9 protein-coding genes are annotated in these 15,638 nt (G+C 43.2%); 8 read left to right on the top strand and 1 reads right to left on the bottom strand.

All coding sequences use genetic code 11. From position 1 onward, the window contains the following. Nucleotides 1-291 precede the first annotated feature (291 nt). The 7 genes from ISX59_RS15690 to ISX59_RS15660 all read left to right on the top strand — a co-directional run bounded on the left by ISX59_RS15690 (nt 292) and on the right by ISX59_RS15660 (nt 13,234). Complete coding sequence (locus tag ISX59_RS15690) at nt 292-1,320, top strand: BF3164 family lipoprotein (protein ID WP_220576052.1); 1,029 nt, start codon at nt 292-294, stop codon at nt 1,318-1,320. A 31-nt stretch (nt 1,321-1,351) separates the two neighbouring features. Next, the gene (gene lepB, locus ISX59_RS15685; protein ID WP_005807398.1) at nt 1,352-2,242 is read left to right on the top strand and encodes a signal peptidase I; all 891 of its coding nucleotides are present in this window, start codon (nt 1,352-1,354) and stop codon (nt 2,240-2,242) included. Continuing rightward, complete coding sequence (locus tag ISX59_RS15680; RefSeq protein WP_005823415.1) at nt 2,239-3,930, top strand: O-antigen ligase family protein; 1,692 nt, start codon at nt 2,239-2,241, stop codon at nt 3,928-3,930. The genes lepB and ISX59_RS15680 overlap by 4 nt, the downstream gene beginning before the upstream one ends. Before the next feature lie 409 nt (nt 3,931-4,339). After that, the gene (locus ISX59_RS15675) at nt 4,340-5,410 is read left to right on the top strand and encodes an efflux RND transporter periplasmic adaptor subunit (RefSeq protein WP_005780239.1); all 1,071 of its coding nucleotides are present in this window, start codon (nt 4,340-4,342) and stop codon (nt 5,408-5,410) included. Between the two features lie 26 nt (nt 5,411-5,436). Further along, on the top strand, nt 5,437-8,514 hold the full coding sequence (locus ISX59_RS15670; protein WP_005780238.1) for an efflux RND transporter permease subunit: 3,078 nt from the start codon (nt 5,437-5,439) through the stop codon (nt 8,512-8,514). 2 nt (nt 8,515-8,516) lie between these two features. Then, nucleotides 8,517-10,010, top strand: a complete 1,494-nt coding sequence (locus ISX59_RS15665) for a TolC family protein (RefSeq protein WP_005780236.1) — start codon at nt 8,517-8,519, stop codon at nt 10,008-10,010. Between the two features lie 20 nt (nt 10,011-10,030). Further along, entirely contained in the window at nt 10,031-13,234 is a 3,204-nt protein-coding gene (locus ISX59_RS15660; RefSeq protein ID WP_032530347.1) for an efflux RND transporter permease subunit, read from the top strand. A 233-nt stretch (nt 13,235-13,467) separates the two neighbouring features. On the opposite strand, the gene ISX59_RS15655 is transcribed toward ISX59_RS15660, so the two are convergent. Continuing rightward, the gene (locus ISX59_RS15655) at nt 13,468-14,226 is read right to left on the bottom strand and encodes a 1-acyl-sn-glycerol-3-phosphate acyltransferase (RefSeq protein ID WP_005780232.1); all 759 of its coding nucleotides are present in this window, start codon (nt 14,224-14,226) and stop codon (nt 13,468-13,470) included. An 88-nt stretch (nt 14,227-14,314) separates the two neighbouring features. On the opposite strand from ISX59_RS15655, the gene ISX59_RS15650 reads away from it, so the two are divergent. Beyond that, complete coding sequence (locus ISX59_RS15650) at nt 14,315-15,547, top strand: exonuclease SbcCD subunit D C-terminal domain-containing protein (protein ID WP_188520575.1); 1,233 nt, start codon at nt 14,315-14,317, stop codon at nt 15,545-15,547. Nucleotides 15,548-15,638: the final 91 nt, after the last annotated feature.

Below are 15,638 nucleotides of genomic sequence, written 5' to 3'. Positions count from 1 at the left end.
TGTAATGAATTATATTACACACAGACAAAAGGAGCAGGAAATATTGAAAAATACAGGGAAGGGACTACATATTTAGGAAATAATACAACCCTAATAAGATGTTATACTTATTGAGCGTCCGCCCTGGGATTGCACAATACGGAAACCTTCTTAATCTTTTGTTTCAATCATTTTTAAACAGGATCTAAAACATTTGGTAATGTTTTTACGAATAAGATGTGTTTATAATTTAAAATGTATTATTTTTGCGAGTATAGAAAAAATATCATAATATGTAGCCTTGACTAATATATGTGGAAGAAGTTGTTATTGTATGTTTGTTTAATAACTATTTTGTGTTCTTGTCAGAAACAACATAGTGCTTATGCACCTCCTACGTTTCCGGAAGTAAAGAACATACATGCTCATCGTTTGTCGGACGAACTGTTGATCAGCTATCCTTTGGATATGGCTGTTAGTGAGAACTATATCTTTATATTGGCTTTGGTTGATAATACATGGTTGCAAGTATATGATAAGAGCACAGGCCAATTGCTTGGAAGTTTTGTAAGAAGGGGACAGGGACCGGGTGAAGTGACTACTGCAAACATGTGCTATTATGATGCACGTGAAAAGAAAATTTCGGTGTATGATGAATCTTCTATGAAGTTATTGACTTATCAGTTTGATAAAGGGGATGATAATTGGGGAACATTGATAGAAGAACAGCCTTTTTATAATTTAGGAGCTACAGTACGCCGGGTGTGGGGACTTCGGGATGATAAATTTCTGGTGGATGGTCAGTTGGGAACAAAGTCGGATCAGCAAAAACGTTTTCAGATATTGGCCGATACTGAAGTGTCGGCTGATTATAACGATTTTCCTATAGATACTCCGGAAGAACGTTCCGTTTGGTTATCACCTGCAATTGCGGTATCTCCGGATTGTAAAAAAATGGTTGTAGGAACTTTATATGGAGGAGTCCTTGAATTATTTGATTTATCAAAAGGCATAGAATTAAAAGCTATCCGAAAATTTTATCCTCCGGTTGTGCAATATTTATCCGGAACTATCCAAAGCACAGGGGAGACTGTTTGGGGCTTCTCTGCGTTATGTGCCACGGATGAAAAGGTTTATAGTGTATTTATAGGTGACAAGAATCCCAATTTATTCAATAACTTATCTGTTTTTGATTGGGACGGTCGGGAATTAATCAAATATAATACTGATTGCCTCATTCTGAGAATTTGTGCTTCAATCCGGGAACCTAATAAACTTTATGGGATTGCTTTTTCTAAACCCCGGGAATTTTATTTGGTCTCTTTTACTTTCGATTCTTGACGGGAGATCGTATTAAAATATATATGTAGATATGAAGAAAGAAGTTTGGGTGAAACTGGTGAAACGAATCGGAAACTGGATTGTGAATATCTGTTTCTATTCTTGTGTGGCTTTTGTAGCCTGGATGGTATTACAGGTCTTTTGCTTGACTTCTTTCAAGATCCCTTCAAACTCGATGGAACCGGCCTTACTTTCGGGAGATAAGATATTAGTGGATAAATGGACCGGAGGGGCACGACTGTTCAATATCTTTGCATCGTTACGGGGTGAGGACGTTCCTATCTATCGTCTGCCGGGCTTTGGCTCGTTTAAAAGGAACGATGTGCTTGTATTTAATTTCCCTTATCAGGATGGGAGTGATAGTATCGGATTCGATATAATGAAGTATTATGTGAAGCGGTGCATTGCTCTTCCGGGAGATACGTTGGAAATACGCAGGGGATATTATCATATCAAGGGGATAAAAGACAGTTTGGGGAATGTGAAGGCACAACATCGGATTTCCCGGGTCAGAAGAGAGGATTCGCGAGGGATTGTGATAGATGCTTTTCCGTGGGACGGACGTTTGGGATGGACCATTCAGGAGTTCGGTCCTCTTCCGGTGCCGGCAAAGGGGCAGGTAGTGAAGATTGATACGTTGTCCCGTTTACTTTATGGAAGATTGATTCATTGGGAACAGAAAAAGAGATTGCAACAAAAGGGGAATTCAGTTTGTCTGGGCGATAGTGTGATAAGAGAATATAAGTTTAGGGAGAATTATTATTTCGTATCGGGGGATAATATGGAAAACTCAAAAGATTCCCGCTACTGGGGCATGCTGCCCGAATCATATATTGTAGGAAGAGCATTTACGATATGGCGTTCGGATGATCCTTTGCGTGAAAAAATTCGTTGGGATAGGGTATTTAAAAAAATAAAATGACGGAGATGAAGGTAGATTATATACATATTATACTCCGTGGGGGACTTTTAGCGATAGTGTGCACATTGCTGTCTGTGGTATGGGTAAATGATCCGATGCTTCCGGCAGGTGAACTGTCCGGACAATGGGCTTATCTGGCAAAGGCCGCTATGGGGGCTGCTACAGGACTTTTATTGTTGGCTTTTGTCTATTATAAAAAGAGGTATGATATGGGGAGGGATTTTTATCAGGTAGTTGTCTGGAGTCTTATAGCGTTGGCCGCTTCCGAGGCTGTTTATGGATTAAGACAACTTTATGGTTTTACTTCTTCCCATCATTCTCTATATTCCCTGACCGGGTCTTTTTTTAATCCGGGGCCTTATTCCGGTTATCTGGCCATGGTCTTTCCGCTTTGTCTGGATCAATGGCTAAAATTGCGAAAAAGGATAAATAAAAACTGGATCGAGTGGACCGGATATTATGGGGCATTGGCAGTATTGTTTCTTATACTTTGTGTGCTTCCGGCAGGTATGAGCCGTTCGGCATGGTTGGCTACGATTGTTTCCGGTATTTGGGTATATGGTGTACATAAGTCCTGGCCGGTACATCTGAAGAGGATATGGATGCGTAAAAAAGCAAAGATGATAGCAATTGCTTCGGCTCTGTGCATAGTCGTGCTGGTGGGGGGAGTTTGTCTGTTTTATCTGAAAAAAGATTCAGCCAGTGGACGATTGTTCATGTGGAAAATCAGTACGCAGGCTGTTATGGAAAAACCATTTACAGGGTATGGTCAAGGGAGTTTTGCACTTGCATACGGGACAGCTCAGGAAACTTACTTTGCAAAAGGAGATTATTCTCTACGTGAAGAACTGGTGGCAGGAAGTCCGGAGTATGCTTTTAATGAATATTTGCAGATTGCAGTCGAACGGGGAATTCCGGTTTTGTTCTGTTTCCTGGCTTTTGTTGGTTTTTGCCTGTGGCGAGGTGTCGGCTTGAAGCGTTTAGGCGCATGTGGTGGAATAATCTCGTTGCTGGTGTTTGCTTTTTCTTCTTATCCGATGCAGTTGCCCGCCTTTGTTATCTCTTTCGTGGTTTTATTGATGGCTTGTGTCGCAGATCGTTTTCTTGCCTGGCAACTGGTCTTTGCCTGTGTATTGGGGATTTCCGGATACTATTGGCAGCAGGCGGACGTATATAAAGAGTGTAAAGACTGGGCTAATTGTCGCATGTTATATCAGGCAGGAGCTTATCAAAGTGCCAAAGAAGGCTATGAGCGTTTATATCCGAAGTTGAAGAAAAGAGGGGCCTTTTTATTTGAGTACGGGCATTGTTTGCATAAATTAAAGGAGGCGGATGCTTCAATCTTATTATTAAAAGAGGCTTCTACCCGAAGTTGCGATCCGATGATACTAAATATTATTGGTAAGAATTTTCAGGAAAAGGGAGAATATGCTGAAGCCGAAAAATGGTTATTACGTTCCACTCATTTATTGCCGGGCCGGATTTATCCATATTACTTGCTGGCAAAACTGTATGCTGTTCCTGAGTATTTACAACGGGATAAATTACAGAAAATGGCGGAATTGGTCTTGACTAAAGAACCTAAAGTGCAGTCGACTGCCGTAAGAGAGATGAGAGAAGAAATTAGGAAGCTACTTGTAAATGTAAGTAACGAAAAAATCGTAAAAAGCAGAAAGGTAAATGATTAATATGTTTTAAATGCAAAAAAAAGTCTGCTTTTTCTTTTGGCATTTTAAATATTAGCAATTATATTTAGGGTCTCGATTGAGGTCATTCCGGCTTTGGTTTCAGTGCCGGCTATATTTGTTCTCCGGAAATAGGATATCAGATAAGCAGGTTTCTACCGTGAAGAGGAATGAGCATAATAGTGAGAATAGAGGATGAAATGTGATAGGATTATCTGATTTTTTACGGATTAACCGGGGTGAAATGTTTTTTGTCCACCTCTGTTTGTAACGTAAAAATCGTAAATGGCAAATTATCAGTGTTTTAATGACGGTGCGCCAGCAGAATTTAGTCCGCCATTTATTTTGTGTGTTAGAAAATAACCAACTATATTTGCAACCATAAATTAATAGAGAAAAGTTTAATAACATTATGAAAAACCAATATCCCTTCTATACGCTTTGCCTGGCATTGGCAATGCTGACAGCTTGTTCCGGTGAGAAGAAAGAAAGTGCTTCTGAAAAAGGAGTGGAAACTGTGTTGCCCGACACGAAAAATGAAGTGTCCGTTATGACCTTGAAGAAGCAGGTATTCAACCATGAACTGGTGAGTAATGGAAAAGTATCTGCCAAGGGAATGGCTGATCTGAGATTTGAAAGTGGTGAGGTGATAGCTCATATTTGGGTGAAGAACGGAGACCGGGTGCAGAAGGGACAAAAGTTGGCAGAGTTGGATAAGTTCAAACTTGACAATCTGTTGTCACAGGCAGAAGATGCTTTGAAAAAATCCGAGCTCGAGTTGCGTGATGTGCTTATCAGTCAAGGTTATCCGGCAGATGATATCAGTCAGGTACCTGAAGAAACCATGAAATTGGCGAAGGTGAAGAGTGGTTATGACCAAAGTAAATCGCAATATGAAATGGCAAAATACAATGCAGAGCATGCTACATTGATAGCACCTTTTGCCGGGGTAGTTGCTAACTTGTTTTCGAAGCCTTATAATCTGGCGAATACTTCGGAAATATTCTGTACGGTGATCGATATGCAGGGAATGGAAGTAGACTTTACCGTGCTGGAAAGTGAGTTGCCTTTAATAAAGAATGGAGATAAGGTGGTGATTAAACCTTATTCTGATGCGGCGACAGTACATGAAGGAAATATATCGGAAATCAATCCATTGGTGGACGATAAAGGAATGGTGAAGGTGAAAGCCCGGGTGAACGGGGCAGGCAGACTGTTTAGCGGAATGAATGTGCGTGTCAGTGTGCACCGTTCGTTGGGAGAGCAGTTGGTGATTCCTAAAAGTGCAGTGGTGCTTCGGTCGGGCAAACAGGTTGTGTTTACTTTGAAAGATGGAAAGATGGCTCAGTGGAACTATATTCATACCGCTCTGGAAAATGCTGACAGCTATAGTGTTGCCGATGGACTGACAGAAGGAGATACTGTAATTGTAACCGGAAACATCAATCTGGCACACGAAGCTCCGGTCACTATCATTGAATAAGGATGAATCACTAACACAAAACAATTATGATTAAATTCCTGATACAACGTCCCATTGCCGTATTGATGGCTTTTACGGCTTGCTTCATAGTGGGGTTGGTGACGTATTTCACGTTGCCGGTATCGTTGCTGCCGGATATCTCTATCCCAGAGATTACCGTACAGGTAGCAGCGAAGAATACTTCGGCACGTGAATTGGAAAACACAGTAGTGAAGCCTATCCGCCAGCAATTGATTCAAGTGGCTGCTTTGAAAGACATGTCCAGCGAAACACGTGATGGTGCAGGTATTATCCGGCTTAATTTTGATTTTGGTACCAATACGGATTTGGCGTTCATAGAGGTCAATGAAAAAATTGATGCGGCTATGAATTATCTGCCAAAAGATACAGACCGTCCGAAGGTGATTAAGGCAAGTGCAACCGATATTCCGGTGTTCTATCTGAACCTGACCCTGAAGACGGACAGTGCTTATGAAGAGACAGATCAAAGGGCATTTCTGAATTTATGTGAGTTTTCCGAATCGGTCATCAAGCGCCGTATCGAACAATTGCCCGAAGTGGCAATGGTAGACGTTACCGGATTATTGGAAAGACAGTTGCAGATTGTGCCTGATATGGACAAACTGGCTATGCTCGAATTGTCTATTGAAGATATTGAAACGGCTTTGGCACAAAACAATGTGGAGCCGGGGAGTATGACTGTGCGGGATGGATACTATGAATACAACATTAAATTTTCTACTTTACTTCGTACCTCGGAAGATGTGGAGAACATTTATATCCGGAAGGGAGACCGTATCATACAGTTGAAAGAATTCTGTCGCATAGCGGTGGTGCCGGTTAAAGAAAAAGGAGTATCCGTTTCGAACGGAAAGAGAGCGGTGACTCTTGCCATCATTAAGCAAGCTGACGAAAACATGGATAAAATGAAGGAGGCACTGTCGGAAACGATGGACTATTTCAAAAAGATCTATCCGGATATCGAGTTTAGTGTGAGTCGAAATCAAACTGAACTGCTGGATTATACGATATCCAATCTCCAGCAGAATCTTTCACTTGGTTTCTTCTTTATTTGTATTGTTGCCGTACTGTTCCTGGGCGATATCAAATCTCCTTTTATTATTGGACTGAGTATGGTGGTATCCATTGTCATCAGTTTCTTGTTTTTCTACTTGTGTAAGATGTCTCTCAACATCATCTCCCTGTCCGGATTGATCCTTGCATTGGGTATGATGATCGACAGTTCGATTATTGTAACTGAAAATATATCACAATACCGGGAAAAGGGCTATTCGTTGAGGAGAGCCTGTGTGGCAGGAACAAGCGAGGTGGTAACTCCTATGCTTAGTTCTTCTTTTACGACAATTGCCGTATTTGTGCCTTTGGTATTTATGAGCGGTATCGCAGGTGCTATTTTTTACGATCAGGCCTTTGCCGTAACGGTAGGACTGATGGTTTCATATTTTACAGGTATCATGTTGCTTCCTGTTTTGTATATGTTGGTCTATCGTACCGGAATAAAAGGAGGGCCGAAGTGGCTGAGGCTGAAGATTAACAATCCGTTGAAAGAACATACCTTGGATCGTTTCTATGATAAAGGAGTCGATTGGGTATTTAGCCATAAAACGCTGAGTGTACTGTTCTGCGTTATTTCTTTCCCGCTATGTATTTTCTTTTTCTTCTTTATTGATAAGGAGAGAATGCCGGACATCGATGAAAATGAATTGATCACCCGTATCGAATGGAACGAGAACATCCATGTGGACGAAAATCAGCGTCGTGTAGACGAGTTGTTCCGTGAGTTGCAGGGGCAATCTGTAGAGCAGACGGCCTCCATCGGACTGCAGGATTACATCTTGAATCGTGAGCAGGAGTTGTCGTCATCAGAGGCAGAACTGTATTTTAAGACAGAAACTTCGAAGGAGATTGCTCCGTTGCAGTCAGAGATTTATAAAAGGCTGAAAGAGCGCTATCCCTTGGCGGTAATTTCGTTTTCTCCACCGGAGACTGTTTTTGAAAAACTGTTTGTGACAGGGGAGGCTGATATTGTGGCCGAGTTGTATGCCCGTAATAAAGACAAGGCACCCGAACCTGGTACCTTACGCGGACTGGAACAGACGTTCAGGCAAAAAACGGGAATACCTCCGACGGGTATTGCTTTCGAAAATCAGTTGAACCTTAGCATTAACCAGGAAAAGTTATTGTTGTATCAAATCTCTTATAATGAACTGTACCGGGTGCTGAGAACTGCTTTCAAAGAGAACAGTGTAGCTATGTTGCATTCTTATCAACAATATCTGCCTATCAGCATTGCAGGAGACGAAAAAACGGTCAATCAGGTTTTGCAGGAAACATTGATTCAGACCCAGCCGGATAGTAAGACGGGAGAGGTGAACTTCATCCCCTTGCGTGAGTTGATAAAGGTAACTCCCGCCGAAGATTTAAAGAGCATCACGGCCGGAAGAAACGGAGAGTATATTCCTTATAAATTCTATGGAGTGGAGGATGCCGAACAACTAATGACTGAGGTGAAAGAAGTGACTAATGAAACAGGAGATTGGGACATCGGCTTTTCCGGTAGTTTCTTTTCCAATCAGAAGATGCTGGACGAGTTGGTCGTGATTCTGTTCATTTCATTGTTGCTGATGTATTTTATTTTGGCAGCCCAGTTCGAGAGCTTTATGCAACCCTTGCTGGTATTGATGGAAATACCGATTGACGTGGCATTTGCATTGGTACTGCTCTGGATATGCGGACATACATTGAATCTGATGTCGGCCATCGGGTTGATTGTGACTTGCGGTATCGTGATCAATGACTCTATCCTGAAGTTGGATGCTATTAATGAATTGCGTAAAGAAGGGGTACCTTTGCTGGAAGCCATTCACGAAGCCGGGCGCAGAAGGTTACGTCCGATCATTATGACATCATTGACCACCATCTTCGCAATGGTCCCGTTGCTGTTCTCGTACGACCTTGGATCCGAGCTTCAGAAGCCGCTTTCCATTGCCATGATTGGCACCATGACGATCGGTACACTGGTGAGTTTGTTTATCATCCCTTTACTGTACTGGTTTATTTATAGAAATAAAGTAAAACGATAGATATGAAGAAAAGATATTATATAGTAATGGCAACCTTGCTGCTTGGAGTTTCTGTAGCGAAGTCTCAGGATCATATAAAACTTGATTTGCAGAAAACGATACAATTGGCCAATGATAGTTCACTGGAAGCATTCCGCACACAGAATATGTATCTTTCCGGTTACTGGGAGTACCGGACTTACAAGGCCAACCGTCTGCCGAGCCTTACTTTGAATATGACTCCCGCCGAATATAACCGGGATATTACCAAGCGATACGATTCGGAAAATGACTTGGATGTTTATCGTAGTCAACAGTCGTTTTATGCTTCCGGTAATCTGGCTATCCAGCAGAATTTCGACTTGACGGGTGGTACTTTCTATCTGCAATCTCAATTGGGATATATGCGCAGTTTTGGCGGAAGTAAGTCGACACAGTTTACCAGTGTGCCCATCCGACTGGGATATTCACAAAGTCTGGTAGGATATAATTCGTTCAAGTGGGAAAGAAAAATAGAACCCCTTAAATACGAGAAAGTAAAGAAGGAGTTTGTATATAATGTGGAGGCTGTATCCGTGCAGGCTACTACCTATTTCTTTAACCTGGCAATGGCGCAGGCTGAATATAATCTGGCCAAAGAGAATATGGTGTCGTCGGATACGTTATACAGCATTGGAGTACAGCGTCAGAAGATAGCAGCCATTTCGAAGGCGGACCTGTTGACATTGAAACTGGACGTGGTAAATGCACGCAATACATTGCAAAATAAAGCGAGTGCCCTGAAACGTGCTATGTTTTCTTTGGTTTCTTTCCTGAATTTGGATAAGAATACGGTTATTGATATCGATTTGCCCGTACGTCCGCAGGAATTGGTGATACCTGTGGATAAGGCTTTGCAGATGGCACATGAAAACAATCCTCAGTTACTGGGATTGAAGCAGAATGTACTTGAAGCCGAACGCAATGTGGATAAAACCAAAAAAGAATCACGTTTTAATGCGAGTGTGAACGCCAGTATCGGTTTCAACCAGGTAGCTGATAACTTTGGGGATGTGTATCATAAACCCATGCAGCAGGATTTGGTGTCGGTCAGTGTCAGCATTCCATTGGTGGACTGGGGGGTAAGAAAGGGTAAGTATAACATGGCCCGCAATAACCTGAATGTGGTGAAGACTTCTGCCCGTCAGGATGAAATCAGTCTGGATGAAGAAGTGATTATGACTGTAAACGATTTCAATATCCAGCAAAACCTGATAACCAGTGCCGAAGAAGCACTTGATCTTTCCATTCTGGCTTATAACGAAACCCGCCAGCGGTTTATCATCGGGAAAGCGGACATCAACAGTCTGACTCTGTCCCTGAACCGTCAGCAGGAAGCACAGCAGAACTATATTTCCGCTTTACAGAACTATTGGCTGAACTATTATAAGATACGTAAACTGACGTTGCATGACTTTGCTACCGGAATCCCGCTGACTGAAAAGTTTGACTATGCGGGGGGACAATTGGTGAGATAGTGCTACCTAACATTGAAACGATGGATAATCCTTCTAAAATAAAAGCGCAGACGAAAGCCTCTTCTTTCACGCTGATTGTCGCCTTTATATGCGTGGCGTTGATTGGTCTGGCCTTGATTCCCCTGCTCCCTGTAAAACTGAATCCTTCAAGAACTTTACCGGGTTTTACGGTACAGTTCAGTATGCCCGGCACTTCGTCGAGGGTAGTGGAGATAGAGGCAACCAGTAAACTGGAGGCCATGTTGGCACGTATTAAAGGTATAAAGAACATCTATTCTACCTCCGATAACGGTTCGGGGAGCATCACCATTGAATTGGACAAGTATGCGGATATAGATGCGGTACGTTTTGAGGCATCAACCATTATCCGGCAGACCTGGCCTCAGCTTCCCGACGGAGTGAGCTATCCCTATATCAGGATGAAGCGTCCGGACGATAATGCCTCACGTCCTTTCATGTCGTTTACACTTAATGCACCTTCTACTCCCATCTTGATTCAGCAATATGCCGATGAACATATCAAGACGAGGCTGGCACAGATTCAGGGTATCTATAAGATAGACTTGAGCGGAGCCACACCCATGGAGTGGGTGTTGGAGTATGATAGCGAACAACTGAGACGATTGGGTATTTCTTTGAGCGATATCCAGCAGGCTGTTGCCCGCTATTATCAAAAAGAGTTTCTGGGTACTTATAATATCGAGTCGGCTTCAGGTGGTAAAGAGTGGATCCGGCTGGCCCTGATGCCCGAGTATAAAGAGGAAGGATTCGATGCTTCCCGTATCCGGGTGAAAAGTACAGAAGGAAAATTGATCAGTCTGAACGAGCTTGTGACGGTGAGCCACATGGAGGAAGCTCCTCAGAGCTATTATCGTATCAACGGACTTAACTCCATTTATTTGTCGATTACAGCCGAGGAAACTGCCAACCAGTTGCAACTGAGTACACAGGTTAAAGAAGAGATGGAGGCGATACAGAAAGTGTTGCCTGCCGGATATGAGATCCACACAAGCTACGATGCTACGGAATTTATTCACGAAGAGCTGAATAAGATTTATTTGCGTACCGGGCTTACGGTCCTGATTCTGCTGTTTTTTGTGCTGCTTATCACGTTGAATCCACGCTATTTGTTTTTGATCGTGGTCAGTCTGAGTATCAATATAGCCGTGGCGGTGATTTTCTATTACCTTTTCGGACTGGAAATGCAGCTCTACTCGCTCGCCGGTATTACGGTTTCGCTCAATCTGGTGATAGACAATACGATTGTGATGACCGACCATATCCTGCACCGGCGTAACCTGAAAGCCTTTATGTCCATTCTGGCTGCGACCCTGACTACAATGGGAGCTTTGGTCATCATTTTCTTCCTTGACGAGAAGATACGGTTGAATCTGCAAGATTTTGCAGCCGTAGTGATTATCAATCTGGCTGTATCTCTGTTCGTAGCTCTTTTCTTCGTACCGGCTCTGATCGAAAAGATCGGGTTAAGAAAGAGAAAGCGCCGTCAGACCAAATCCCGTTTCTTCCTTCTTCGTGCTTCTCTTCCGCGGAGAATAACAGTTTACTTTACCCGTTTCTATGGCTGGATGATACGTAAATTATGCCGTTGGCGTGTGGTTGTCTGCATCTTGTTGGTACTGTTGTTCGGACTTCCGGTATTTATGCTGCCGGAAAAGATGGAAGGTGAAGGGCGTGCCGTGGAATGGTATAACAAGACCTTAGGATCATCTACTTACAAAGAAAAAGTGAAACCGGTTATGGACAAAGCACTGGGAGGCAGTTTGCGCCTGTTTATCCAGAAGGTATACGAAGGCAGTTATTTCACCCGGAACGAAGAAGTAGTATTGTATGTTTATGCCAATCTTCCGAACGGCAGTACGTTGGAGCAGATGAATGAACTGATTAAAAAGATGGAGATTTATCTGAGTCAGTTTAAGGAAATCAAACAGTTCCAGACTTCGGTGTACAGTGCCCGTCGTGGTAATATTAATGTCTATTTTACCAAAGAGCATCAGAATAGCGGTTTCCCCTATACACTGAAAGCAAATATTATCAGCAAAGCCTTGCAATTGGGTGGAGGCAGTTGGGGGGTATACGGTTTGCAGGATCAGGGGTTCAGTAATGATGTGCGTGAGGGAGCCGGTTCCTTCCAGGTGAAGATGTATGGATACAATTACGATGAATTGTATGAATGGGCTGAGAAGTTGAAAGCCAAATTGCTGACTCACCGACGGATCAAGGAAGTTATAATAAACTCTTATTTCTCTTATTGGAAAGACGATTATCAAGAGTTCTACTTTGACCTCAACCGGGAACGTATGGCACAGGAGAACATCAATGCCAATATTCTGTTCTCTACGATCCGGCCTATTTATGGTAAGAATATGGAGATCGGATCGGTAGTGGCGGATAATGGTTCGGAAAAAATAAAGCTTTCCTCCAAACAGTCTCAGGAGTATGACATTTGGGCCATGCAATATTTTCCGTACGGAACGGATGACAAACAGTATAAACTGTCTGAACTGGCTACTATGGAAAAGGGACAAATGCCGCAACAGGTTGCCAAAGAGAATCAGCAATACAGGTTGTGCCTGCAATACGAATATATCGGTTCGGGGGAACAAGGAAATAAAATTCTGAAACGTGACCTGGAGGAGTTTAACAAAGAACTCCCGATGGGGTATACGGCTCAATCGGAGCGGGATAGCTGGGGATGGGGAAAGAAAGATAATAAGCAATATCTGCTTTTGCTGGTAGTGATTGCCATTATCTTTTTCACGACAAGTATCTTGTTTAATTCATTGAAACAGCCTTTGGCTATCATATTTATTATTCCGGTGTCATATATCGGTGTATTCCTGACGTTCTATTGGTTTAAGCTGAACTTTGACCAGGGAGGTTTTGCTTCGTTTGTTTTATTGTGTGGTATTACGGTGAACGCCAGTATCTATATTCTTAACGAGTATAACGCTATTCGTAGACGTTCTCCCCGAATGTCGGCCTTGAGGGCCTATACCAAGGCTTGGAATGCGAAGATCATTCCTATCTTCCTGACAGTTGTCTCTACGATCCTTGGCTTTATTCCTTTCATGGTAGGTACAGATAAGGAAGCGTTCTGGTTTCCATTGGCCGCAGGAACCATCGGTGGGTTAGTTATGTCAATCATCGGAATCTTCTTCTTCCTTCCGGTATTTGTGCTGAAGAAGAGAGTGGGGAAACGATGAACAAATACTCTTTCCACCACAGAGGGCACAGAGTAACACAGAGAAGAAATGAAGTTATTGATTGGGGATATTCCTAAAATAAGAAAATTAAAGGCAACTGATTCATTGCGGGTTAGTTGCCTTTTTTGTGTCTTTAAGCAGGGACATTTACTGAATATCCCTGCTTATCAATAAAAAAACTTTGTGTTACTCTGTGCTCTCTGTGGTGAATCCTGTTCATCGTTCAAAACCGTTTATAAGTCTTGATCTTCATTCTTCACCATCCCTTTGAATTTATCGGGGAGTGCACTTTCTACAGCAGTATAGGCTTCTGCCATGGTAGCTTTAATGTTATCCGCTCCCTGACCTTTCGGGGGGATAGGGTCATGTATGGTCAGAATCATGCGGTGGCGGTGAATCCATTTGCCGGTTCGTGGCAGGATTTCAAAAGATCCGTCTATGGTCACAGGAACTACGGCAAGTTGGAGGTCGTCCGCCAGTTGAAAAGCTCCTTTCTTAAAATATCCCATATGCCCGGTGAAAGACCGTGCCCCTTCCGGGAAGACCACTAATGACACACCGTCCTTCAGAGAGTCTTTGGCCTGGCGAATGGTTTCAAGTACCTTCTTCGGACCCGACCGGTCTACGAAAATATGTCCGGCACTTTCGCATGCTTTTCCTACAAAAGGTATTTTACGTAGACTTTTCTTCATCATCCATTTAAAGTTACGTCCTAAAAAGCCGTAAATGAGGAAGATGTCGAACGAGCCTTGATGATTGGGTACGAAGATGTAAGAGGTTCTTCCATGTAGCTTTTCGCGTCCACGCACTTTTACCGGAATCAACAGGAAAAGGCAGATCAACTGTGACCAGATTTTCCCCGGATAATATCCCCAGATGTGGGCACCTCCCAATAATGAACCAATGATGGTGACAATCGCCGTGAGGATAGTCAATACTAACAAAATGGGCAATGCAATGCAGATTTGATAAATATAGTATAGTATCTTCATAATGATTTTGGTTTTAGCTTGTGCAAAAATAAACAAAATAATATTGCTGTCCTGAATAATTGCTAACTTTGTTTCAAATTTCAATAGCATGATACGTATACTACATACAGCCGATTGGCATTTGGGACAAACCTTTTTCGGATATGACCGGACACAGGAACATGAACACTTTCTGGACTGGCTGGCCGGTGTCCTGACTAAGAACAAAATTGATGTACTGATTGTTGCCGGAGACGTTTTCGATGTTTCCAATCCGTCTGCCGCCTCGCAGCGAATGTTCTATCGTTTCATTCACCGGGTGACAACCGAGAACCCGGGATTGCAGTTGATCATTGTAGCCGGAAACCATGATTCGGCTGCCCGGTTGGAGTCACCTCTGCCGTTGTTGCAGGAGATGAGGACAGAGATTAAGGGGATTGTCCGTAAGCAGGACGGAGAGATAGATTACAGTCATTTACTGGTAGAACTGAAGAATGAATCGGGGAGGGTAGAAGCTCTTTGCCTGGCAGTACCTTTCTTGCGGCAGGGAGATTATCCGGTGGTGGAGACTGAAGGCAATCCGTATGCGGAAGGAGTAAAGGAACTGTATGCCCGTTTGGTGGAATATGCTTTGAAGAAGCGGACGGACGGGCAGGCATTGGTGGCCGTCGGACATTTGCTGGCAACCGGTTCGGAGATTGCCGAAAAAGATCATAGTGAGCGCATCATCATCGGTGGTTTGGAGAGTGTATCGCCCGAGTCTTTTTCCGAACAAATTGTTTATACGGCTTTAGGGCATATCCATAAGGCTCAGCGCGTATCGGGAAGGGAGAATATCCGTTATGCCGGCAGTCCCTTACCTATGTCGTTTGCCGAGAAGCATTATCACCACGGAGTAGTAAAAGTGATTCTGGATGAAGGGTGGGCAGTCGAAATAGAGAAACTTGAATATACACCTTTGGTACGTTTGCTGAGTATACCCGCCAAAGAGCCAGCGGCTCCGGACGAGGTACTGGATGAATTGTGCAGACTGGAACTTCCGGAGAATGGACCGAAGCCCTATCTGGAAGTCAAGGTGAAACTAAGTGAACCGGAGCCGATGTTGCGGCAGCAAATAGAAGAAATACTGGAAGGCAAGCCGGTCCGGCTGGCCCGTATTGTTTCTTCTTACAGGCAGGCGGCAGAGGGGAGCGTGGAAGAAGAAGTACTGGCTGCCGGATTGCAGGAGATGAATCCCTTACAGATTGTGAAAGCAACCTTTGAGAACAGTTACCAGGCGGAGATGCCGGAAGAACTGGTAAATTTGTTCCAGGAGGCTTGCCGGACCATCAATTTAGAATGAATCAAATAGGAATTCACCACAGATTACCAGAGATTACACAGATCACCATTAGGATTCACACAGATCTTTTAATCTTTACTATCAACGAGAT

The organism is Bacteroides sp. FSHCM14E1, assembly GCF_019633785.1.
GTDB classification, from domain to species: domain Bacteria; phylum Bacteroidota; class Bacteroidia; order Bacteroidales; family Bacteroidaceae; genus Bacteroides; species Bacteroides hominis.
Note: the sequence above shows the minus strand (reverse complement) of the source record. Positions and strands in the feature narration are given on the sequence as shown.